Annotated in this window: 21 protein-coding genes; 10 read left to right on the top strand and 11 right to left on the bottom strand. The window is 44.4% G+C overall.

Annotated features, from left to right (window positions below; all coding sequences use genetic code 11):
• Positions 1-139: 139 nt before the first annotated feature.
• The 6 genes from P150_RS0113935 to P150_RS0113910 all read right to left on the bottom strand — a co-directional run bounded on the left by P150_RS0113935 (position 140) and on the right by P150_RS0113910 (position 5026).
• Positions 140-319, bottom strand: coding sequence for a hypothetical protein (locus P150_RS0113935; protein WP_028898229.1), 180 nt, complete (start codon positions 317-319; stop codon positions 140-142).
• Between the two features lie 230 nt (positions 320-549).
• Positions 550-2499: a threonine--tRNA ligase gene (thrS, locus tag P150_RS0113930; protein ID WP_028898228.1), complete on the bottom strand. Its 1950-nt coding sequence runs from the start codon at positions 2497-2499 to the stop codon at positions 550-552.
• A 209-nt stretch (positions 2500-2708) separates the two neighbouring features.
• Positions 2709-3398: a tetratricopeptide repeat protein gene (locus P150_RS0113925; protein ID WP_028898227.1), complete on the bottom strand. Its 690-nt coding sequence runs from the start codon at positions 3396-3398 to the stop codon at positions 2709-2711.
• 3 nt (positions 3399-3401) lie between these two features.
• Positions 3402-3962, bottom strand: a complete 561-nt coding sequence (gene def / locus P150_RS0113920) for a peptide deformylase (RefSeq protein ID WP_028898226.1) — start codon at positions 3960-3962, stop codon at positions 3402-3404.
• Positions 3963-4115: 153 nt separating this feature from the next.
• Positions 4116-4535, bottom strand: a complete 420-nt coding sequence (gene ruvX, locus P150_RS0113915) for a Holliday junction resolvase RuvX (protein ID WP_028898225.1) — start codon at positions 4533-4535, stop codon at positions 4116-4118.
• Positions 4535-5026, bottom strand: a complete 492-nt coding sequence (locus tag P150_RS0113910) for an SPOR domain-containing protein (protein WP_028898224.1) — start codon at positions 5024-5026, stop codon at positions 4535-4537. The genes ruvX and P150_RS0113910 overlap by 1 nt, the downstream gene beginning before the upstream one ends.
• Positions 5027-5262: 236 nt before the next feature.
• Here P150_RS0113910 and P150_RS0113905 point away from each other — a divergent pair, with 236 nt between their 5' ends.
• From P150_RS0113905 to P150_RS0113895, 3 genes are read left to right on the top strand one after another with little or no spacing between them, the layout of a single operon-like run.
• On the top strand, positions 5263-5478 hold the full coding sequence (locus P150_RS0113905; RefSeq protein WP_028898223.1) for a YtxH domain-containing protein: 216 nt from the start codon (positions 5263-5265) through the stop codon (positions 5476-5478).
• 8 nt (positions 5479-5486) lie between these two features.
• A complete protein-coding gene (locus P150_RS0113900; RefSeq protein ID WP_028898222.1) occupies positions 5487-5840 on the top strand; it encodes a phage holin family protein in 354 nt (117 codons plus the stop codon).
• Between the two features lie 3 nt (positions 5841-5843).
• Positions 5844-6143, top strand: a complete 300-nt coding sequence (locus P150_RS0113895) for a hypothetical protein (protein ID WP_028898221.1) — start codon at positions 5844-5846, stop codon at positions 6141-6143.
• Between the two features lie 692 nt (positions 6144-6835).
• Here the strand turns inward: P150_RS0113895 and P150_RS0113890 are convergent.
• The 3 genes from P150_RS0113890 to P150_RS0113880 form a co-directional block, all read right to left on the bottom strand.
• Positions 6836-7597, bottom strand: a complete 762-nt coding sequence (locus tag P150_RS0113890; RefSeq protein ID WP_028898220.1) for an MBL fold metallo-hydrolase — start codon at positions 7595-7597, stop codon at positions 6836-6838.
• Positions 7598-7650: 53 nt separating this feature from the next.
• On the bottom strand, positions 7651-8655 hold the full coding sequence (gene murB, locus P150_RS0113885; protein ID WP_028898219.1) for a UDP-N-acetylmuramate dehydrogenase: 1005 nt from the start codon (positions 8653-8655) through the stop codon (positions 7651-7653).
• 86 nt (positions 8656-8741) lie between these two features.
• Positions 8742-9593, bottom strand: coding sequence for a DUF4348 domain-containing protein (locus P150_RS0113880; protein ID WP_028898218.1), 852 nt, complete (start codon positions 9591-9593; stop codon positions 8742-8744).
• Between the two features lie 133 nt (positions 9594-9726).
• Between P150_RS0113880 and pheS the strand changes: the two genes are divergently transcribed.
• The 7 genes from pheS to P150_RS0113845 all read left to right on the top strand — a co-directional run bounded on the left by pheS (position 9727) and on the right by P150_RS0113845 (position 20777).
• Positions 9727-10767, top strand: a complete 1041-nt coding sequence (pheS, locus tag P150_RS0113875) for a phenylalanine--tRNA ligase subunit alpha (protein ID WP_028898217.1) — start codon at positions 9727-9729, stop codon at positions 10765-10767.
• Between the two features lie 330 nt (positions 10768-11097).
• Complete coding sequence (locus P150_RS0113870) at positions 11098-14070, top strand: TonB-dependent receptor domain-containing protein (RefSeq protein ID WP_028898216.1); 2973 nt, start codon at positions 11098-11100, stop codon at positions 14068-14070.
• Positions 14071-14076: 6 nt separating this feature from the next.
• Positions 14077-14448, top strand: a complete 372-nt coding sequence (locus P150_RS0113865; RefSeq protein ID WP_028898215.1) for a hypothetical protein — start codon at positions 14077-14079, stop codon at positions 14446-14448.
• Positions 14449-14504: 56 nt separating this feature from the next.
• Positions 14505-15017 (top strand): hypothetical protein, encoded by a 513-nt coding sequence (locus P150_RS0113860; protein WP_028898214.1) that lies wholly within the window; start codon positions 14505-14507, stop codon positions 15015-15017.
• A gap of 49 nt (positions 15018-15066) precedes the next feature.
• Complete coding sequence (locus P150_RS0113855) at positions 15067-16173, top strand: DUF4876 domain-containing protein (protein WP_028898213.1); 1107 nt, start codon at positions 15067-15069, stop codon at positions 16171-16173.
• A 38-nt stretch (positions 16174-16211) separates the two neighbouring features.
• Entirely contained in the window at positions 16212-17831 is a 1620-nt protein-coding gene (locus tag P150_RS0113850; protein ID WP_028898212.1) for a DUF6850 family outer membrane beta-barrel protein, read from the top strand.
• Between the two features lie 93 nt (positions 17832-17924).
• Positions 17925-20777 (top strand): pitrilysin family protein, encoded by a 2853-nt coding sequence (locus P150_RS0113845; protein WP_081819335.1) that lies wholly within the window; start codon positions 17925-17927, stop codon positions 20775-20777.
• A gap of 122 nt (positions 20778-20899) precedes the next feature.
• On the opposite strand, the gene P150_RS18160 is transcribed toward P150_RS0113845, so the two are convergent.
• Together P150_RS18160 and P150_RS0113835 are read right to left on the bottom strand one after the other, a co-directional pair.
• Entirely contained in the window at positions 20900-21391 is a 492-nt protein-coding gene (locus tag P150_RS18160; RefSeq protein WP_028898210.1) for an STM3941 family protein, read from the bottom strand.
• 160 nt (positions 21392-21551) lie between these two features.
• A complete protein-coding gene (locus tag P150_RS0113835; protein ID WP_028898209.1) occupies positions 21552-23834 on the bottom strand; it encodes a Tex family protein in 2283 nt (760 codons plus the stop codon).
• Between the last annotated feature and the right edge of the window lie 195 nt (positions 23835-24029).

Below are 24029 nucleotides of genomic sequence, written 5' to 3'. Positions count from 1 at the left end.
TTTTATTTTATTAAACGGCTGCAAAGTTACTATTTTTCAATATATTATCCAAATATTTTGAATACTTTTCGTCATTTTAGAGAGTGTTCCAAGACTTATTTTTACCTTATTTATATATAAGGATAAAAATAATGGCTTTTCATAATACATCCAGACTCATAAGAATTAAGTATGCAAAGAGTGCTGCAAGAAGAATATCACGGTCGTTGGTTACTTTTTGCAGGGTCTTGTCTTTAATTTTTCCATTCGCATACAGGAGGTTGTATAGAGTGAACAGCAGCCCCAATGAAAAGATGATTAAATGAATTATTTCTCTCATAATATTTGAATTATTAAAAAAATGTTGTGCTACACAAGAATGTATTAGAATTTAATTTGTGTATAAAGAACTTTCGTAGTAGATATTTAAGTCGCCTAAAACAGCAAAAGAAGCCATATCAGCACTCATTACGTGAGGCTGATATGGCTTCTTTGATTTTAAATATTTACTATCTGAAGTTGTCAGAGTTTACATTTCAAATTGATATTCTTTCTTAAAAGAAGAATATTTTATTCAAGATTCTTCATCTGCTCAGCAACTTCATCCTGAACTCGCTTTGCAAAATCAGCCATAGGCATAGTAGCTTGCTCGCCACCACCCTGAACACGCATTGAAACAAGACCTTCGGCCATTTCCTTTTCGCCCACGATTACCATATAAGGTACGCGCTTCAATTCGTTGTCGCGAATCTTACGTCCGATTTTCTCGTTTCGGTCATCAACCAATGCACGGACATCCTTGGTTTCGAGGAACTTCTTAACCTCTTCTGCGTACTCATTATACTTCTCTGAAATTGGGAGAATAGCCACCTGATCAGGTGTCAGCCACAATGGGAAATGACCTGCCGTGTGCTCGATAAGTACGGCTGTGAAACGTTCCAATGAACCGAATGGCGCACGATGAATCATCACAGGAGTCTTCTTTGTGTTGTCTTCGGCTGTATATTCCAGTTTGAAACGGTTCGGCAGGTTGTAGTCTACCTGAATCGTACCCAACTGCCAACGACGACCGATGGCATCTTTGACCATAAAATCAAGTTTAGGACCATAGAATGCAGCTTCGCCAATCTCCACACGTGCCTTCAATCCCTTTTCAGCACAGGCTTCCTTGATGGCATTTTCACTTTCTTCCCAAACTTCATCAGAGCCGATATACTTCTCTTTATCCTTAGGATCACGAAGTGAAATCTGTGCTTCGTAGTTCTCAAAGCCGAAGGTTACGAACACTTTCTGAATGATGTCGATAACGTCCTCAAACTCTTTCTTTACCTGTTCGGGGCGAACAAAGAGGTGGGCATCGTCCTGAGTAAATGTACGGACACGTGTCAAGCCGTGAAGTTCTCCACTCTTCTCATAACGGAATACAGTACCGAACTCTGCAATACGGAGTGGAAGATCTTTGTATGAACGTGGCTTGTGTGCGAAAATCTCACAATGATGAGGACAGTTCATTGGCTTCAGCATATATTCCTCGCCTTCTTCAGGAGTTTGGATTGGCTGGAAAGAATCCTTGCCGTAATGTGCGTAGTGTCCGGAAGTTACGTAGAGGTTCTTACCACCGATCCCCGGAGTGATAACTTCCTGATAATCGTAAGGACGCTGCAATTTGCGAAGAACTTCCTGAAGGCGAAGACGCACCTGAGTACCCTTCGGCAACCAGATAGGAAGACCTTTGCCAACTCTGTCAGAGAACATAAAGAGTTCCATTTCCTTGCCAATCTTGCGGTGGTCGCGCTTCTTGGCTTCCTCAAGCATCACGAGATATTCGTCGAGCATCTTCTTCTTTGGGAAGGTAATACCGTAAATACGCGTAAGCTGGTCGCTCTTGGCATCGCCACGCCAGAATGCACCGGCAACGCTTGTCAGCTTTACAGCCTTGATAAGACCGGTAGACATCAAGTGCGGACCACGGCAAAGGTCAGTGAAATTGCCTTGGGAATATGTCGAAATAGTTCCGTCTTCGAGATCTTCCACGATGTGCTCCACTTTATAAGCCTGACCATCAGCAGTAAATTCCTCAACTGCATCTTTCTTTGCTACCTCACGGCGGACGATAGGAGAGTCTTTCTTTGCGAGTTCAAGCATCTTCTGCTCAATCTTTGGAAAGTCGTTCTCAGAGATAGGTGTGCCGTCTGCTGTCTGAACATCGTAGAAGAAGCCATTTTCGAGTGCCGGACCGAATCCGAACTGAATACCGGGATAGAGTTCCTTCAATGCTTCAGCGAGGAGATGGGCAGAAGAATGCCAGAAGGTGTGTTTGCCTTCTTCGTCTTCAAACTTATAAAGCGCGATAGTTGCGTCTTTGTTGATAGGGCGGTTAAGTTCTGTTGTTACACCATTGATCCCGCAAGATACAACGTTGCGAGCGAGAGCCGGTGAGATGCTCTCTGCGATTTGCAGTCCAGTTACGCCCTGTTCGTATTCACGAACGGAACCGTCTGGGAAAGTGATTTTAACCATAATACAAATTAGTTTTTATAAATCAATATTGCAGCAAAGGTACAACTAAAATATGAGAATGGGTAATAAAATGTAGAGAAAATAGTTTGCAAGATTTGCAAAACAGCAGCATTTACGAGCAAGACCTCTCTAAATCTTTTCAGAAAAGGCATTATTGCCCAATACAACCTGTTTAATTGGGAACAAGTCTGTTAGTTTAATCTGTGAAACTAATAAAGTTTTATAAAATCGTGCTTTATCTTCAGCTCTCCTTCCTTAGACGGATTCGGAGTGTTCTTTGTGTCTTCTTTCGGCATTCTCTGCATCAGCCAACTGCCACGACTCAACGAACTGAGTTTTATCATATCTGTTTTGGCAGACTGCACCGGCTTGCGTTTCAGTTTTCTTCCCGACCGAATCTCCTCGTCCAGCAATCTGGCAGCTTCAAATTTAGGCCATCTGTTCAATATATATGCCAACTGTTTGGATGCTTCTTCCTTGTTTTGATTCATATAAAAGCTATAAGCACGATTGAACCAGAAATCCTGATTGTCGGGATTGATATCCAATGCCTTTGTATAAGCCATAATGGCACTATCGTACTTTTCTTCACGGATACAAGCCATTCCGTAAAGTTCAAAAATATCTGCGATATATGGCTGGAGTTTAAGAGCCTCCAAGCAATCCTCATCAGCTCCTTTGTAGTCTTCAAGATGGTATTTGGATAAAGCCATCAAGTACCACGCCTCATACAAATTTGGTTTTAAGGCTACAATTCTATTGAAAATCTGCAACGATGCCACGTAATATCCCTGATCGAGCGTGCGCCGTCCTTCCTCCATTAACTTCTTGATGTTGTACTGGGCAGAAGCAGGCAGCGCAAACAAAGCTATCAGACATATTACGAAGCATCGAAACATCGTTTATTTGTTTGCAGGCTTTACCTTGTAGTGGCAATTGAAACGTCCACTCTGCAAAGCCTTCATTTTCTTGGCAATCATCTGTTTACGGAATGGGGAAATGCGATCTGTAAACACCTTTCCCTCAATATGGTCGAACTCGTGCTGAATAACGCGTGCCAAATAGCCCTCAATCCATTCATCGTGTTCTTCCAGACTCTCATCAACATACTTCACACGGATACGGGTAGCGCGGGTTACATTCTCGTGTATGCCCGGCAACGAAAGACAGCCCTCTTCCATTGTTTCCGTTTCCGTATCGTCAAGTTCCAGAATATGCCCATTGATAAATGCGTGCTTGAATCCCTTGTATTCCGGGAAATGCTCTGAAATAACGTCAAGGTCAATCACAACGAGACGGATTGCCTTTCCAATCTGAGGAGCTGCCAAGCCAATGCCATCGCTTGCCGAACAAGTTTCAAACATATCGGCAATGAGCTGCTGCAAGTCCGGATAGTCCAAAGGAATATCCTCTGCCACTTTGCGAAGCACCGGTTGCCCAAATGTATAAATTGGTAAAATCATTTATTATTATTTGTTTTTTTATTGGGCAATTGGCCCCGTTCTTATGAGTGTGAAGAAGCTGCCGGCATCCTGTAAAGATGGGGCAGTTGGAATATTCCGATAGGGAAAAGTGTATTTATCCTCAACAAATTGAGGAGTCATATTCCTTTAGCCCTATAAGCCCTTCGACCTCATATAGTCCTGAAGGATGATAGTTGCTGAAATCTCATCAACCAATCCTTTATCTTCTTTGCGTGTCTTTTTCTTCACTCCGCCGGCAATCATCGCCTGATGTGCAATGGCAGAAGTGAAACGCTCGTCGTAATACTCTATCGGAATAGCCGGGACGGCTTTTCTCCAACGGTTCACGAATTGCTCCACACGAGCCAGATTCTCGCTGGGTTCGCCATTCAGTTGAAGAGGTCTGCCCACAACGATTCTGTCCACCGTTTCCTTTTTGATGTAATCGTTCAGGAAATCGAACAGTTCAGATGTGGCAACAGTCACCAGCCCATTGGCAATAATCTGCAATGGGTCGGTGACTGCCAGACCTGTTCTTTTCTTTCCGTAATCTACTGACAGTATTCTGCCCATTACTTAGAAAGCAACCAAGCGTCAGGGAACTGTGAACGCAACTGGTTACGGCTCTGAACGGCAGAAGCCTTGCTGTCGTATGTAGAAGCCACTACACGATACATATCTCTCTCAGAGTTGTAAGCAAGCTGTGCATCGTAGCCGGAATTGCGCATACGCTGCTGCAAACCGTCTGCGTTTGCCTTGTTGCGGAATGAACCAACGACTACGCTGTAAACCTTCAAGCCCGAGCCGCTAACCACGGATACGTTTTCCTTGCGGACAGTCTCGTTGTCGTAGTTATCGTAAACTGGAGTTTCGGTAACAGGCTGAGTTTCAACCGGTGCTACTACGGGTACATCTGATGACTCTGTTGCGTTTTCATTGTAACCTGTGCGCTCCTGTGATTTAGCCTTTTCATAAGCCTTCTTGTATGCGCTTTCGCTTGATTTACAACCTGTGAATGCCATTGCAACACATACCGCTGCACCTAAAATCATCAATTTCTTCATAAAACTTTTATTATTATCTTGATTATACTTATTTATTTTAGTTTCAAACTTTTATCGTGCGAAGATACAAAATAAGACGCTAATACCACGCTCTGACGCGCCTAAAGTTTGTTAAATAAATCATTTACAAGTTTTTTAACACAAAAAAGATTTATAAACATTGATGAAATGAGAAAGTTTTAGTACATTTGCGTTTGATAATAAACATTTAGTTTAACTTATAACATAAAAGAATTATGAAGACATTAGGCTATATCGGTGCTTTCCTCGGTGGTGCAATCGCAGGTGCCGCGCTCGGTTTGTTGTGTGCTCCTGAAAAGGGTGCCGACACTCGTACAAAGATTTCTGATGCTGTGGATGATTTCTGCAAGAAGCACGACATCAAGCTCAGCCGTAAGGAAACTGACGAATTTGTAGAAGACATCAAGGACGCTGCATCAGACGTTCTCTAATACAGCGTATGTTCTCTAACGACAACAATGTAGAAACCATTGCCCAACTCGTTGAGGTAGTAAAACATTACATCGGACTTCAGTCTGAATACGTGAAGTTGGATGTGATAGAGAAGGTTGTGCGCTTGCTGACGGTTATTGCCCTGCTGGCAGTATTCGTTGGCTTGCTCACGATTTCCCTTATCTACTTCTCGTTTGCCGCAGTCTATGCGCTCGAACCTTATATAGGCTCGCTCTCGCTCTCGTTTGCCATCGTGGGATTCTGCTATCTGGTTTTGCTCATATTGTTCATCTTCCTTCGCCATCGTCTTGTGGAGCGTCCTCTCGTAAGATTTCTGGCAGGTCTTTTAATGTCAAAATAGCCTATGTTTACCTCATCAGATAAGAATGAACCCGTTTACAAGACCTTGAGTGAAATCCGTTTGCGCAAGGCTCAGTTGCTTACCGACATTACAAAGGACAATAATCAGATGGCCATTTTATGGAACGGCATCTTCCATAAGCCTAAGGAAGGAGTGGCAACTCCCTCAAAGCGTTTTGCGGGTTTGATGAAATCAGGTGCGGGGATAGTTGATGGACTTATCCTCGGGTGGAAACTATATAGAAAATTTGGTGGAAATAAAGGTGGAAAGACTCCTTTCAGTCTCTTCGGAAAAAAGAAATAAGCAAATCTTTTTGCTTCTATCCATCAGCTATATTTATTTAACATTGCCTTTCAGCCCAACCTTTGTTAATTCTCTGCAAGTTTTTCACGACGGATTTTTGTAAAATTCGATTACCAAAAATCGCACATATTTTTTCAGCAATTTAGAGATTTCAACACCTTTGTTTTGACAGTTGAAATCCAATTTTCGTAAGATTGATTGCCGAATATCCGAAGATAGAAATTCAATCGTGCGAAGAATGCAATACGCTTTTCGCTAAAATGATACACTAAAAGACGACAGAAAAGCTCAAAAAAGAAGTCATTTACTCCGATTTATTCTTCTGTTCGAGAACTAATCAAAAGGAAATCATTGCACATAGCTCCATAATTCAGAGACAAGTTGCTGATATATAGTTGCTTATCTTTGCACTCTCATATTTCGCATATTTGAAAAATAAAAATATTCTGCTGAAAATAATGGAATTATAGAGACATATTTGTCAAGATTATTCATTTTCTATTATGGATTTCGGGACTATCCTTGAACTCGGAATGCAAGGCAGTAAGTGGATAAATTTACAAGCATATCATTTCGTAAATCCAAGAAATGACCAAAATACTGCAAAGATAATAAGACAGTCTGTCAATCTACTAAATCATCTGCCCTCTTGTCAATTTGTCAATAGTCATCCCTTGCTCCTAAAAGTTCAGTTAAACATCAACTGTTAAGCCGTCATAAGCCAACTTAACATTCATAGGCAAGAGTTTTTCTGCTTCGTTGTGCAGTCCGATTTTATCAGTAAGGTGAATCAAATAAGTTTGTTTTGCCTTTATCCTGTCGCTAAACTCGATGGCGTCTTTTACCAACTGGTGGGAGTGGTGTTCCTTTTCCCAACGCAAAGCACTCACTATCAACGTTTCTACTCCTTGCAGATAAGGTAACTCTGAATCGCTGATGCTTTTCATATCCGTGATATAAGCCAGTTTTCCAATCCGAAAACCGAGGATAGGCAACTTGCCGTGAAGCACCTCTATCGGCATTATATCTATCCCGCCAATGCGGAAAGCCTTGTGAGGTTCTATTGCGTGGAGGGTCAGTCTTGGCACTCCGGGATAGAGGTTTTCAGCAAAACAATAGGGGAAATTATGACGTAGGCCGTTGCAGGTGTCTTCTTTCGCAAACACATCAATATCGCCCAATTTGCAGTAAGGACGCAAATCGTCGATACCTCCCACGTGGTCGTAGTGAATGTGCGTTATCAATACGCCGTCAATCTTTCTGAATGGCAGCGGCAGCAACTGCTGTCTGAGGTCTGGTCCGCAATCTATCAGTATGCGCGTGTCGTCCGTTTCCAACAAAACAGACGTTCTGAGACGCTTGTCTTTGGCATTCGTGCTTCTGCAAACCTCGCAATCGCATCCTATTACCGGTACGCCATTAGAAGTACCTGTTCCTAAAAATTGTAGTTTCATTGCAGTTCTGATAACTTTTCCAAATACTGGCGAAGTGGCTTTTGAAGGCGGCTTTACCTTACATTCACTTCCGGATATATCTCTATGCCGAACTTTTCTTTCACGTCTTTCTGAACAGCTTCGCACAGGCGAACGATGTCGCTGCCGCTTGCACCGCCAAGATTCACGAGAACGAGTGCTTGCTTTTCGTAGACACCGGCATTGCCGAGCGACTTTCCTTTCCATCCACACTGTTCAATCATCCATCCGGCAGGTATCTTTTCGTGGTCGGTGTCTATCGTATAGTGCGGCATATTGGCATATTGTGCTGCCAGCTCATCGTATTTAGCCTTTGAAACAATGGGATTCATAAAGAAGCTGCCTGCATTTCCCAATTCCTTTGGGTCGGGAAGTTTCGCATTTCTTATCTCAATGATGGTTTTGCGGAGTTCGGTTGCCGTAGGGTTTTCAATGCCTTTGGCTGCCAATGCCGAACGGATATTGCCATAATCGAGCTTTGGTGCGTAGTTTTTGGAAAGCCGATAGGTTACGGAGGTTATCAGGTATCGGTCTCTCCATTCCTTCTTGAACTTGCTCTGCCGATAGCTGTACTCGCATTCCTCGTTCCTGAACACACGAATGTTGCCGGTAGCAATCTCAACGGCTTCTATTTCCTCTATCAAGTCCTTGGCTTCCACGCCGTATGCACCGATGTTCTGCACGGCACTGGCACCAACTTCGCCCGGAATGATGGAGAGATTCTCTGCGCCGTAGAGTTGATGCGTTACACAATAGTCTATGAATCTGTCCCAATCATAGCCCGAACCACACTTCACTCTTTCCTCGTCTATCTGTTTCAGATAGTTGATTCCCGAATGAAGCACCGTACCTTTATAATCATCTGTCAGCAGAAGATTGCTGCCTCCTCCCAAAATGAGCAGAGGACGGTCTTCATCCGTCAGCATTGCGGCGGCTTGCCGTGCCTCCTCCACGGATGTATATTCAATAAACCTTCGGCATTTTGCGTCAATGCCGAAGGTGTTATGCTTTAATAAACTATAATCTTTGAGGTCTTTCATTGTTCTAATTTAATCCTTTTGGTCAGAATCCATAAAGTAACGGGCTTCTCAGAGCTGTACTTCTGCAAGATTTCTGCGCCCGATGATTATGCTGCGTTGATTTTAACCAACTGCCATCTGTTGCCTTTCTTTTTGAAGATGAGCTGCGTTTCTATACCGTTAGCCAATCCTCGGAAAGTGAGGATTTTCTGATTGCTCTCCTTGTTCTTCTGACCATAGAGCACATTGTAAATCATATCGTTAGGAACAGACACGTAGTCTTTCCACGCACTTGCAGGAATCGTCGTGTTGATGTTGTCGCCTTCGCCTGTTTCGGGATTTGGACCATAGAACGGCAATGGGTTCTTTATGCAAGAAACATCCTTTCCGGCAAACAGTTTTGGCAAAAAGTGCAGGAAAGAACCGTTGTGGTTATCATCAAACGTAACCTTGCGTATCTGGTTCAACTTCCATTTTCCGTCGAAATGGTCAAAGCAGTACTGGTCCACCTTGCCTGCTTTCAGGTGGATCTTTTCTACTATCACACTGTCGATTTCAGTAGATTTTGAAATTTCCATCTGCTTCTCGTCGTCAAAAATCAAAGTGTAATAGTCCTGTGAGCGATAGAAGTGGTCCATTTTCCAGTTCTTCTTCTCGATGGTAGTTGTCTTTTTTCCGTCAATTACCTGTAAGGGGAAGTTCGTGCGTGCCAACTGCAATTTCTTACTGGACATAAAATTGAAGAAGAAATCGTCGAACAACTGGTCGGCAGCCTTTGGCATAGGCGTTTCCTCAACTACTGCCATTACTGAATCAATGGAATCGTTCACAGTAGTGTCCATCAATGCCGTAGCAACTTGTGGGGTATCCACCACCTCTGGCTTCTTGTTCGTACAGCCGGTAGTTACAACTATCATCGCTGCACAGATTACAACAACGAATAAAACTGCTTTTCTCATAATAATCTTAGTTCTCAAATTTTGTACAAAAGTACGATATTTATTTTTAATAATGTAGTAAAAGCACATTTTTTCTTATGGTGTCTTCCTCGTTCAAATTATAAATTGTACCTTTGCACTAAAATTCAAGAATATGATCTTAGAAAAGATAGAAGAACTCCTGAAAGAAGTAAGCACCATTTCGGCTAAAAATGCTGAAGAGGTGGAACTGCTTCGTCTGAAATATCTCAGCAAAAAAGGCGAGATTAATGCGTTGATGAATGAATTTCGTAACGTAGCTGCCGATCAGAAGAAGGCAGTCGGTATGAAAATCAATGAACTGAAGACCATTGCGCAGGATAAAATCAACGACTTGAAAGAGAGCCTTGAAACGAAGGAAGCGCAGAGCGACGACATCGACCTCACACGCACGGCTTATCCTGTCGGCTTGGGAACCCGCCATCCATTGACGCTTGTGAAGAACGAAATCATAGACATCTTCGCCCGTATGGGATTCACGCTCTATCAGGGACCGGAGATTGACGACGACAAGCACGTATTCACGATGCTCAACTTCGCTGCCGACCATCCCGCACGAGATATGCAGGATACATTCTTCATTGAGCGTTCAAACACGATGGACGTTACAAAGAACGTTATTCTCCGCAGCCATACTTCCAACGATGAGGCGCATTATATGTCTACCCACGAGCCGCCAATCCGCGTTCTCTGTCCGGGTCGTGTATATCGAAACGAGGCTATCAGCGCACGTGCCCACTGTTTCTTCCATCAGGTAGAGGGGCTTTACGTAGACAAGAACGTTAGCTTTACCGACCTGAAACAGGTTCTTCTTACATTTGCCCGTGAAATGTTCGGTGTTGATACCAAGATTCGTCTCCGTCCAAGCTATTTCCCATTCACAGAACCAAGTGCGGAAATGGACATCAGTTGTAATATTTGCGGTGGCGAAGGCTGTAGTTTCTGCAAGCATACCGGTTGGGTGGAAATCCTCGGTTGTGGTATGGTAGACCCACACGATCTCGAAGCCTGTGGAATTGACTCGAGTGTATATACTGGCTATGCTTTCGGTATGGGTGTTGAGCGCATTACCAATCTTAAGTATCGTGTCAGCGACCTCCGTATGTTTTCCGAAAACGACGTAAGATTCCTGAAAGAATTTGAAAGTGCACTTTAAAGGCAAGTGAGGCAAAAGAATAAGAAAGCAAAAATAAAAGGATAAGAAATTAATATCTTCTTATAAATGAACAAGGTGGAAAGCAAATAATGTGCTTTCCACCTTATTTTTTAAGTCATTCTTTGAGAATACCCGAAAGTTGGTATAAAGGAATACCTAACTTAGGTTATAAGAATGCTTGTTTTGAGAAAGTTTTTTAATTCAAAGGAAGTTATCCTACATAAATATAATGAATTAAGAATAATTCAGAAGTCTTAAAATCGTAGTTTTTAGGTATTGCGAATATTCTTGGAAACTGATAAATTTGCAATTTCAAAAGAATTATTCTTGATGAAAAAGTTAATTATATTCTCAATACTATTTTTTACGATAACCCTTTCGACTCTGGCACAGCAAGCTGTTATTGCAGGTAAGGTGCTGAACGAAAAGGACGGAAAACCTATTGAATTTGCTTCCATCTTGCTGAAGGAATCGGGCTTGTGGGCAATCACCAACGAAAAGGGAGCGTTCACAATCACTAAAGTGCCACGTGGGAAGTCTACATTGACGGTGCAATGTCTGGGCTATGCGACCAAGTCTACTATGGTCTCTGTGGGCAATAATCGCATAGACCTCGTTATCAAGATGAAGGAAGACAATCTAAAATTAGACGAAATAGAGGTTGTGGCAAAACGAAAGGGCGACGAAGCCACCACCTCTTATATTATAGACCGTATGGCACTCGACAATCAGCAGATTATCAATATTGGAGATATTGCAACTTTGCTGCCCGGTGGAAAGACTATCAACAGTTCTCTGATGAACGATAACCGAATTATGCTGCGTGCCAATGCAAATGAAATGGGAAACTCATCGTTCGGAACGGCGATAGAAGTGGATGGGGTGCGGCTCGACAACAATGCCACATTAGGTTCTACGCTCGGTGCAAGTACGCGAAGTGTGAGTTCGTCAAACGTGGAAAGCGTGGAAATCGTAACGGGAATTCCATCCGTGGAATACGGAGATTTGAACAATGGCGTGGTAAAAGTAAGCACGCGAAAGGGTAAATCTCCCTTCATAGTGGAAGGAAAGCTGAATCAGCACACACGTCAAGTAGCACTGCACAAGGGTTTCGACCTCCGAAACAATAATGGTATGCTGAATGTTTCTCTGGAACACGCCCGTTCATTCTCCGATGCCGCATCGCCTTTCACAGCCTATCAGCGCAACAATTTCTCGCTTAACTATATGAATGTGTTTATGCGTGAACGTTTTCCACTAACGCTCAATGCGGGTGTTTCGGGAAATGTGGGTGGATATAACTCAAAAAATGACCCTGATCAGGAACTTGACGATTACACCAAACAGCGCGATAACAACTGGCGTGCGCAGTTATCCTTGGACTGGTTGCTCAATAAAACTTGGATAACCAACTTGTCGTTGAAGGCTTCCATCGACTACAAAGACCGTAAATCAGAAGTCTATGAAAATACAAGCAGCGCAGCTACTCAAGCAGCCATCCACTCAAGGGAGAACGGTTATTTCGTAGCCACGGAATACGACGAGAATCCTAATGCCGACATCATACTCGGTCCTACCGGATATTGGCATGAAAAATCGTTCAACGACTCACGCGCACTCAGTTATTCCGTAAAAATGAAAGCCGACTGGAGCAGGCAATTCAGCATTTTCCGAAATAAACTTCTCCTCGGCATCGACTTTACGGGCAGCAAGAATTATGGTAGAGGCACCTATTATGAGGATATGCGATTGGCTCCATCGTGGCGAGAATACAAGTATATTGACCTCCCGGCACTCAACAATGTGGCACTTTACGGCGAAGAGAAAATCGGAATCAAGACCGGCAAGCGTTCCGGTTTTGAACTTACGGCAGGTTTGCGCAGCGATTTCACATTCATTAGTGGGTCGGATTACGGTACGGCTTCCAGTCTTTCGCCACGTATCAACACCCGATATATCTTTTGGAAAGGTCGTGAGGCTTGGGTGCGCAACCTGAGTATTCACGCCGGTTGGGGAAAATCCGTGAAACTGCCATCGTTTCAGGTGCTTTATCCGTCGCCATCGTATACCGACAGATTGATTTTCACACCGGGCAGCACGGTGGACAACAAGGCTTTCTACGGCTATAACACCTACGTTTCTTCAGCCTTGTACAATCCCGAATTGAAATGGCAGTCTACGCATCAAACCGACGTAGGTGTGGAAATGGATGTTTTGGGCAACCGTATCACGATTTCCGGTTTCTACAACAAGACATTCCACCCCTATATGGCAACCGTTTCCTACTCGCCCTACAAATACAAGTTCACAAGTCAGCGTGCTTTGGAACACCTTAGTATTCCTTCAGCCAACAGACAATACACCATTGATCAACAGACAGGTATCGTAACGGTTACGGATAAAACAGGAGCGCAGCAGCCTGTTCAGTTGGACTATACCGAGCGACAGGCTTATTACAGTAATATGAAGTATGTCAATGGAACACCTCTTGAGCGTTATGGTGTGGAATGGATATTCGATTTCAAGCAGATAAAGTCGCTTCGCACCTCAATCAGAGTCGATGGGAACTTCTACTATTATAAAGGTAGGAACGAAATGCTCTTTGCTGATATTCCCTCAAGCGTGAACGGTATCGTGATGAGCAATGGACAGCCGTATCAATATATTGCTTATTACAAGGGAGCAAATGCCACATCCACTTCATATTCAGCCCACGCAGCCATTGCAAACGGTGCAATCAGCCACGAAGCAAACATCAATACAACGATAACGACACACATTCCGAAAATAAGAATGGTGGTAGCATTGCGCATAGAGGCTTCACTCTATGAATACAGTCGTTCGATAAGCGAATATTCTGATGGAAGTCGTGCATACGTTCTCGAGAAGCGAGGAGATTATTTCGGCACTCCTTACGACCGTTCGCTGCGCGATAAGTATTTGGTAGTATATCCTGAATATTACAGCACTTGGGAAAATCCGGATGAATTAATTCCATTCCTTGAGAAGTTCAAGTGGGCAAAAGATAACAACCGTGCGCTCTACAACGATTTGGCACGTATGGTGGTGCGCTCAAACTATGCCTATGTGATGAATCCCAACCGTCGTTCGGGCTATTTCTCTGCCAATTTGAGCATTACAAAAGAGATAGGCGACCACGTTACACTATCGTTCTATGCCAACAACTTCTTCAACAATATGGCGAAGGTTCGTTCTTCACAGACAGATTTGGAGACCACTCTCTTCGGAAGTGGATATATTCCCAGATTTTACTATGGCCTTTCGCTGAAACTTAAATTGTAATTGAATATGAAAATCAGACTTATTATGCTTGCCCTGTTTGCTGTTTCCTTCACGGCTTGCAGCTACGATGAAGATATGGAAGTGTGCAACGTGTCGGTAGAACTTGTCTTTCCCAACGGTTCCGAGCCTTATGCCGGTGCGAGGGTGGAGCTTATAGACGGCAAGGGATCCATATTTGTAGATTCAACAGATGCTAATGGCGTGGCACACTTCACGGTAACGCCCGGAATCTACGAGGCACGTTCGTCCAACACGCACGAAACCTACGATTACCGCTACTTCTTCAATGGTGTGAAAAGCCTGATAGTAATATCTCCGGATAGCACCAATCATATTCCGTTGAAGCTATCAATGTCTAAAAAGCGAATCATACATTAATCAGTAAAAGAAAAAATTGGACACAAACGTTCAGTCTTAATTTAATCAGTAATAATATGAAAAGAAAATCATTTAAAACATTGGCTATTGCTCTTGCCTTAGCTTTGCCGGGACAAATCTTTGCCGGTACTGCCGAAGAGACAATAGAAATGACCTATTTGGTCGTTTCACAGAGCGATGGCACGGAGAGTTCCTATGCTCTTGACACGAATCCTCTGGTTACGTTCAGTAAAGAAGCCCTCGTTGTAGCCTGCAATGGCGACGTTGTTGAGTTAGCTATCAAAGACGTGAAAGATTATCACTTCACGGTTAAGAAAGTATCAACGGGCATCAACGACCTAAACGCCGACAATCCCAAGACTTCAGAACCATCATTCAGTTTCCAGACAGCAGAATTCAAGGGCTTGAAGGCAGGCGACCGTGTGGCTATCTATACCATCAACGGACAGTTGGTAAAGCAGGTAATTGCAGATGAGTCTGGCATTGCAGGTCTTGGTTTGCGCGATCTTCCTAAGGGTGCTTACATCTTACGCACACCTAACAAAAGTATGAAGATAGTAAACAACTAATTTTTCTAACAACATTTATTTATCAATAGCAAAAATATAAAACAGCAATATGAAAAAGATTTTACTCTCCTTATTGGCAATCGCTGCATTCGCACTTAACAGCAGCGCACAAGGTTATTATATGGTTGTAACACACGAAGATGGCACAGTCGATTCTGTTATGACCACGGCAGTCAAGAACGTTTCGTTCTCTATGATTCAGGATCAGAATGCCGATCAGGTTATTATCAAGGAACTCTATAATGGTGGTTGTCCGAAAGACGTTGGCACTGATTATTTCCAACAGGACAAGGGCTGTATTCTCTATAACAACAGTAACAAGACTGCCGTTTTGAATAATCTCTGCTTCGGTATCATTGATCCGTACAATTCACAAGCACCATCAAACGATTGGTATGATGCAAACGGTGCGCTTCGCTACGAATCAGAGGGCTACATTCCTGCAACAGGTGGTATGTGGTGGTTCCAACAGGCATTGGTTATCAAGCCTTACTCTCAGGTGGTAGTCAGCTTTATGGGTTCTATCGACAACACACAGACACACAGCCAGTCGGTAAATTACGCCAACAAGGACTATTACTGTATGTATGATCCTGAAGCAGGTTTCCACAACAAGAACTATTACCCTTCTCCATCAGAAGTAATTCCTACTTCTCACTATTTGAAGGGCGCGCTGATTTCTATGCAAAATGCTTGGGCAGTGAGCGTAACATCCCCTGCATTTATGATTTTCCAGACAAAGGATTCCTCTCCGGCTGCCTTCGCTGCCAATGCCGACAATGAGGTTTATGCGCCGAAATGGCAAGGAACACAGGCATTCAGATGTCTGAAAGTGCCAAGAGAATGGGTTCTTGATGGTATAGAAATCTTCACAACCTCATCAACAGAAAACAAAAAGCGTTTCACTTCCGATATTGATGCAGGTTCAGTTTCCCTCACAAACAAGTTAGGACACACCCTGTATCGCAATGTAGACAAGGCTGCAACAGAGGCTTTGCCTGAAAATGCAGGTAAGTTGGTAACCGGCTATGCGAAGGATCCAAGCGGTATTGATGCTGAAGCATCTATCAAGAACGGTGCTCACATTATTTATATGGATACCAACAACTCGACAAACGATTTTCACGAACGCGATAAATTCTCTATCCGCAACTAAGAAAGGTACAGTTCCTGATAAGTAAAACACATAACGTTTTGAATAAAATATTATCATATATCATAGCATTGGGTGGAGCTTTCGTGGCTTCCGCTCAATGCTTTGCTGTCTCTTGCGATTCAACCGGCGTATACCGCGACTTCGATTTTGTAAGACAACAGAATGTTTGGCTCCATCAGCACAATGCGTCGGGGCTTACGATCTACAATCGCAAGTCCATCTCCACAGGCGAAGTAGGGTTTCAGTACGGCAAAGGTGGACTGATTGACTATTATCAATCGCCACGCACCTTTCAAGTCGGTGCAAATGTAGAGTCGTTCTATCGTCTCAACAAGCGAACGGTAGTCTATGGAAAGATGGAATATGATAATTACACAGGAAAGGAAATGGCAGGTTCGGCGTGGATTGACCCTACCAGACGACCATTCGACATCACGGAAGACTCGCTTACCAACATCGGAAAGAAGCATCGTGATACCTATCAACTGATTGGCGCATTTGGAATCGACCTTTACAAAGGATTCTCACTCGGTGCAAGGCTTGACTACACGGCTGCCAATTATGCCAAATACAAAGATCTCAGACACAAAAACTCTCTGTTGGATATGACCGTTACCGTGGGACTGATGGCACCCGTCGGCAACTTTATGAAAATCGGTGCGAACTATTATTACCACCGAAACACGGAGAGTTTGAAATTCAGCGAATACGGAAAGACGGAACGCACCTACAAGTCGCTCATCAATTATGGCGTGTTCATCGGCGATATTGAGCAGTTCAGCAATTCAGGGCTTACCGACAAGAACAATGAGTTTCCGATTCTGGACCAAAGCCACGGTGCCGATGTGCAACTGTCGTTCCATTTCGGCAGTTTTTCCTTCTTCAACAATATGCTTTTCGCACATCGGCAAGGCTATTATGGTAAGGATTCTCCTTATACAATCATCTTCACGCGCCACCATTCCAACATTTATAAATACGATGGACAGTTGGCGTGGCAGCAAACTCGCCATCTACATCAGCTAAATGTAAGTATGGAGGTAGAGAATCTCGTTAATGAAAAGCAGTCTTACCGTTCCGTAACGGAAGAAACAGGCACCAGTTATTACGAATATTACGACCCCATTAAGACTGCCAACAAGCTGTGGGCGAACACTCGTATAGCTTATTCGGGCTATTACAACATCAACGGCGACCTGCCAACAACAACTTTGCAACTCGGTGTAGACTTGATGCGCCGAAAGCAAACGGCATATTACTATCCATATTTCCGCAGACAGGAACTGCGCAGTACAGAGATTTTTATGCAGGCGTCGCACAATTTCCCGATTGGAAAACAGCTTCTCACTCTGTCGTTAGGTGGAAGCTATCTCAACGGCAGCGGAAATCTATTTGAAGACGGCACTTTCATCACGCCATCCGACAAGCAGACTGGTATGAACACGATGATTCCCTACCTCTATCGTGAGTACGATTACCTCACAGCTTCGCGCTATTTGCTCAACGGCTCTGTGAAATACTCGTTCATCATTCCGAAAACCACTCTCCATACCTATGTGCTTGCACAAGTCAATCATCGGAAAGCCGGCAAAATCAGCGAATATACATTAGGGAAAGACCATACCACGCTCCATTTCCGAGTGGGTTGTGTGTTCTAAATCAGGTGCGCCTGACGACCTTTGTTGTCTGCGATTCATTTCAAAGGATGGGCAAATTCACTTCAAAAAAAGCAAATTACAACAAACAACAAGATGATAAAAACATTATTAAAGAATACTTTCGCCAAGAGAATACAACACGGAGGGCTATTGATTGCGGCACTTCTTCTATTCTGTCCTTTTACGGCAAAGGCACAAAACGTCCAGCAAGATAAATCCTTCAGGACAGGAAAGCTCGAGAACGGACTTACTTATTACATTCGCCACAACGCAAAGGAAGCAGGAATTGCCGATTTCTACATAGCGCAGCGCGTGGGTTCAATTTTGGAAGAACCCCGTCAGCGTGGGCTTGCCCACTTCCTCGAACACATGGCATTCAACGGAACAAAGCATTTCACGGGCAAAGGCTCGTCGCCCAACATCGTTCCGTGGTGCGAATCCATCGGTGTGAAGTTTGGTTCAAACCTCAATGCCTACACCAGTGTAGAACAGACGGTCTACAACATTTCATCCGTGCCTGTAAAACGTGAGTCAATCATCGACTCAACACTCCTCATTCTTCACGACTGGAGCCATTTTCTCTTGCTTACCGATGAGGAAATAGACAAGGAGCGTGGCGTGATTCACGAAGAATGGCGCACCCGGCGTGCCGGAATGGCCGTTCAGCGAATGATGGAACGTGTGTTGCCTACCGTATATAAAGGTACAAAATACGAGGATTGTCTGCCAATCGGGTCGATGGATATTGTGGACAACTTTCCCTATAAAGACCTTCGAGACTATTATCAGAAGTGGTATCGCCCGGATTTGCAGGCTATTATCATCGTCGGTGATATTGATGTAGACCGGATTGAAGCGAAAATCAAACAGACATTTTCCGATATTCCGAAACCGATAAACCCAGCCGAACGCATTTACTATCCCGTAAATGACAACGACAAGATGATTGTTGCCATTGATAAAGACAGCGAACAGCCCATTATGCTCGCAAACCTCTATATGAAGCACGATGCAACGCCCGATAATGAAAAAAATACGGTAATGTATCAGCGCGACAACTATGTGAGCCGACTCATCGTTTATATGCTCAACAGCCATTTGAATGATATCAAGAAACAGGCAAATCCACCATTCCACAGCGCATCCATAAGTTCGGGTAAATTCCTTGTATCACGTACAAAGGAGGCTTTCTCCGTATCATTCGGATGTCTGCAGGAGAATGTGAAGAAGTCGTTCGATGCAGCCATTGCAGAAACGGAGCGTGCGCGTCGTTACGGATTCACAATCGGCGAATTGGAGCGTGCAAAGGCACAGCAACTGAAAACCGCCGAACGCAGATTTGCCGAACGAAACGACCGCCGCAACAGCTATTTCGTGCGTGCAGCACTCAATCATTTCATCGAAAACGAACCGATGACAACGGCAGAATACGATTTGGAACTCATCAGGAAGTTCTCTGCTGAAATCACTTTGGAGGAGGTAAATGCTGCCACGAAGGAACTGATTTCCAATAAGAATCAGGTGCTTACCGTCTATGCACCTGACAAAACCGACTTCCCCATAGCCGACGAAGCCACATTCGAGAAATATGTGCTCGATGCTCAGGCTAAAAACTATGCGCCCTACAAGGAAGAAACCATAGCAAAGGAACTGATAGCGAAACTTCCCAAGAAAGGAAAAATCAAGAGCGAAAGCGACTGGGATAAGTTTGGCGTAAAGAAAATAGTGCTCAGCAACGGCGTAGAAGTGTATGTAAAGACTACTGATTTTGCCAAAGACCAAATCACTATGCGTTTCTATGGCGAAGGTGGTCAGTCGCTTTATCCAGATGCCGACGCAATCAACTTCCAGTTGCTCTCAACAGCCATCAACGAAGCAGGCGTTGGCGAGTTTACCAATACGCAACTCGAGAAGATGCTCTCGGCGAGAATTGTCCGTATAGCACCAAGCATCGGTCAGGAAACACAGTCGATAAACGGTTCTTCATCTGTGAAAGACCTGAAGACGTTGATGGAACTCACGTATCTCTACTTCACTTCTCCCCGCAAGGATGCAGAGAAATTTACAGGCAGCGTGAACACGATGCGCTCTTTCCTTACCAATCGTGAGGCCAATCCACAGGTTTCCTACAACGATTCCGTTATGGCCATCGTCTACGGCAACCATCCTCGTCTCCAACCATTGAAAGCCGAGCGTCTGAATCAGGTTTCATACGAACGCATTTTCCAAATTTACAAGGAACGTTTCAGCGATGCCTCGGGCTTCAAGATGGTGCTCGTAGGCAACATCAACCTCGAAGAGCTTCGGCCGTTGCTCTGCCAGTATGTTGCTTCGCTCCCTGCAAAGGGCAAGATAGAAACATTCAGGAACACTTATCCACAAGTACGCAACGTGAACGAGACGCATATTTTCAAGAAGAAAATGAACACTCCTTCCACGCTTGTAAATATTTTCTACACCTTCGACGAGCCATATACTGCCCAAAACGACCTTGCGCTCGACGTGTTCAAGCGTGTGCTTTCAATCGCCTATACCGATTCCGTGCGCGAGGAAAAGGGCGGCACCTATGGTGTTGGCGTGCAGACATCGTTCGACAAGAACAGTTCGCCCACCTCGCTCGTGAAAATCAATTTCAGAACTGATCCTGCAAAATATGAAATGCTGATACCTATTATATATAGGCAGATTGAGCATATTGCAGAGAACGGTCCGTTGGAGTCGAGTATGGATAAGGTAAAGAAGTATTTGCTGAAAGCCTATCGGCAAAGTATCGTGAACAATGGCTATTGGGAGAGCATTATCTATAATCGGCTGCGCACCGGTATCGACCTCCACACCGATTATGAAGGCCTCGTGAACCGTCTTACCTCAGCCGATGTTCAGCAAATAGCAAAGGATTTGCTGCAATCCAACCGGCGAATTGAAATAACGATGATGTCTGAATAAATTGTGGATTCTTAATTATAACCTTGTATCTCTGAGTTCGGAATAGGGCTGAACTCAGAGATACATTGTATTAATGGGATGTTGCCATCAGTTGGTAAGATTATCCAAAACCTGAGTAAGGATTATGAGGTATGTTTCTTTAATACCCTTTCGCATATCTCGAGGATTTGATTCTTGTCTCCTTCCATAATTGAAGTAGAGAAAGCATAGAGTGCACCTGTTGTTTTGTAGCTGAGTCGCATTGTGAATCGTTTCAGGAAGTTCTTTTCTTCATTTATTTCCTGAAGAGGATTTTTTGTAAATATGAGAATCATATCGCCGTATGACTGCCACTTAAAACCCGTAATGTTCTTCCAAGGAATGGGCTGGCCTCCCATAATCACAATGCCTTCGTCTGTAAACTCCAATTGCCTTTGGCCTTTTCGTTTCAACCTTAAGGACTTGTAGGTGTAGAACAAAGCCCCACCTCCGAAGAAGACTATTGAGGAAAGTCCTACTAATTTCAGTAAGATAGGAGGAAAATCTGTTTCCGATAGACTTGCTTTGTACAACCACATGCCGATAACGACGAATATTGCAGATATAAGATAGAATTTTAATTTTTTCCAAGTCATAATTAGAACTGTGAAATATTAAATGGGAAATGGGAAATGGGAAATGTGAAATGGGAAGTGGGAGATGGGAAATGGGAAAAGCCCTTGCAGTTTGAGCTTTTGTCTTAACTCCCTTTAACCCCCTTTAACTCCTTTAACTCCTTTTACTCCTTCTAACTCCTTATTGTTTTACCTGTTTCATACTCAAGCCGATACGGTTGCGGCGATAGTCAATCTGCGTAACACGGACACGAACGTGCTGATGAAGATGAACTACTTGAGCCGGGTCGCTGACGAACTTGTCGGCAAGCTGCGAGATATGCACAAGTCCATCCTGATGTACGCCGATATCCACGAATGCGCCGAAGTTGGTAATGTTCGTGATGATGCCGGGCAGTTCCATTCCTTCAACGAGGTCGTCAATGGAATGTACGCTCTTGTCGAACTCAAAAACCTCGACTTCGCCACGTGGGTCGAGTCCCGGCTTTTCCAGTTCTTTCATTATATCGGTTAGTGTCGGTAGACCGGTCTCGGCTGTTGCGTAGTCGGCTATGTTGATTTCCTTCTGAAGCGAAGGCGACTGCATCAGTTCCTTTACTGTGCAGTTCTTGTCCTTTGCCATCTGTTCCACGATGTGGTAGCTTTCGGGATGCACGGCCGAGTTGTCGAGAGGATTCTTGGCGTTCGGAATACGGAGGAAACCGGCGCATTGCTGATAGGCCGATGCGCCCAGTCGGGGAACTTTCTTTAATTGTGAACGTGAAGTGAAAGGACCATTCTCACGCCGATAGTCTATGATGTTCTGTGCCAATGCAGACCCTAAACCGCTGACATACATCAACAGATGCTTGGATGCTGTATTGAGATTTACGCCCACTTGATTCACGCAGCTTTCCACAGTCTGGTCGAGCGAATGTTTCAGTTGGCTCTGGTCTACGTCGTGCTGATACTGTCCCACGCCGATACTCTTCGGGTCAATCTTCACGAGTTCTGCCAACGGATCCATCAGTCGGCGACCGATGGATATTGCGCCACGAGTGGTTACGTCTTCATCAGGAAACTCTTCACGGGCAGTAGGCGAAGCTGAATAGATGGAAGCACCGTCTTCGCTGACGGTGAAAATCTTAGCCGACGCAAGTCCGAAAGCCTCCCCAAGCCCCTCCAAAGGAGGGGATGTCCTTGTTGGATGCTCGCTGCTTGTGGTTGGGTGCGTTTGAGAGGATATACTGTTATTGTTTGCAGGGATAACATCCCCTCCTTTGGAGGGGCTTGGGGAGGCTTTTAGTTTTATTGCTTCCTCTACAAACTCCTTTGTTTCCCTCGATGCCGTGCCGTTCCCGATGGCTATTGCCTCAATCTTGTATTGCCTGATCATACGTTGGAGGGCGATGGTGGCTTGGGCATAAAGCCGCTTGGGAGGGTGGGGATAGATGATTTCGTGATGGAGGAGATTGCCTTGCTCGTCGAGGCACGCCGTCTTGCAGCCATTGGCAAAGCCGGGGTCGAGAGCCAATACACGCTTCTGACCGAGTGGGGCAGAGAGGAGGAGCTGTCGGAGGTTTTCGGCAAACACCTTGATGGCTTCCTCGTCTGCCTTTTCCTTGCTCAAGGTGGCAAATTCGTTTTCTATGCTTGGGTCAATGAGCCGTTTGAAGGAATCCTGAATGGCTTCGGCAATGAGCGACTGGCACGGACCGTTGCCGTGAATGTACTGTCGTTTGATTCGCTCGGTACACTTCTCTCCGTCAATAGAAATACCCACACGGAGAAATCCTGCGCTCTCGCCGCGGCGCATTGCCAGAAGACGGTGGCTGTTGCACCGCTTCAAGGGTTCTGAGAAATCGAAATAGTCGGAGAACTTCTGTGCATCCTCCTCGTCTTGTTTCTTTTTGACAACCTTTGACGTGATGACGGCTTCACGGCGATAGTATCCCCGCACGATGTTGCGCACCTGTTGGTCTTCGCTCACGAGTTCGGCAATGATGTCCTGTGCGCCTTGAAGTGCCTCCGTCTCGTCCTTTATATCATTCTTTACAAAACGTTTGGCAACTTCTTTCGGACTGCGTTCCCGCTGAAGCAGAATGAGCGATGCCAACGGCTCCAGTCCCTGTTCGCGGGCAATTTGCGCACGTGTGCGTCGTTTTGGCTTGTAGGGCAGATAAATATCCTCGAGTTCTGTGGAATCCCAGCACGCTGCGATACGCTTTTCAAGCTCGGGCGTGAGTTTATCCTGCTCGCCGATAGTTTTCAGGATTGTTTCCTTTCGCTTGTCCAGCTCTTTCAGTCGGTTGTTCATCTCGCTGATGCGTGTAATCTGCACTTCATCAAGATTTCCCGTCCGTTCCTTTCGGTAGCGTGCAATGAAGGGTATGGTGCATCCTTCGTCCAGAAGGTTCAGCGTTGCGTCTACGCTTTTCTCCGAAAGGTTGAGCGTATGCGAAATGTGTTGCGTGTATTTGTTCATAAGAAGTTCTCCTTGTTTTTATTTCTCCCACACAGGGAGTTTGTATGGTGCTGAATGATGATATGGCTGTGGAAAGGCGAAATCGGGGAGAGAATAGCTGATGATTGATTGCTATGCACAATGATAATTTGTTTTTACCAACCGATGGTAATCGATTTACCAGCCGATGGTAATTGAATTACCAACCGTTGGTAA

Origin of the sequence: Prevotella sp. HUN102, from assembly GCF_000688375.1 — a bacterium.
Lineage (GTDB): Bacteria > Bacteroidota > Bacteroidia > Bacteroidales > Bacteroidaceae > Prevotella.
This window is presented reverse-complemented; position numbering and strand designations above follow the sequence as displayed.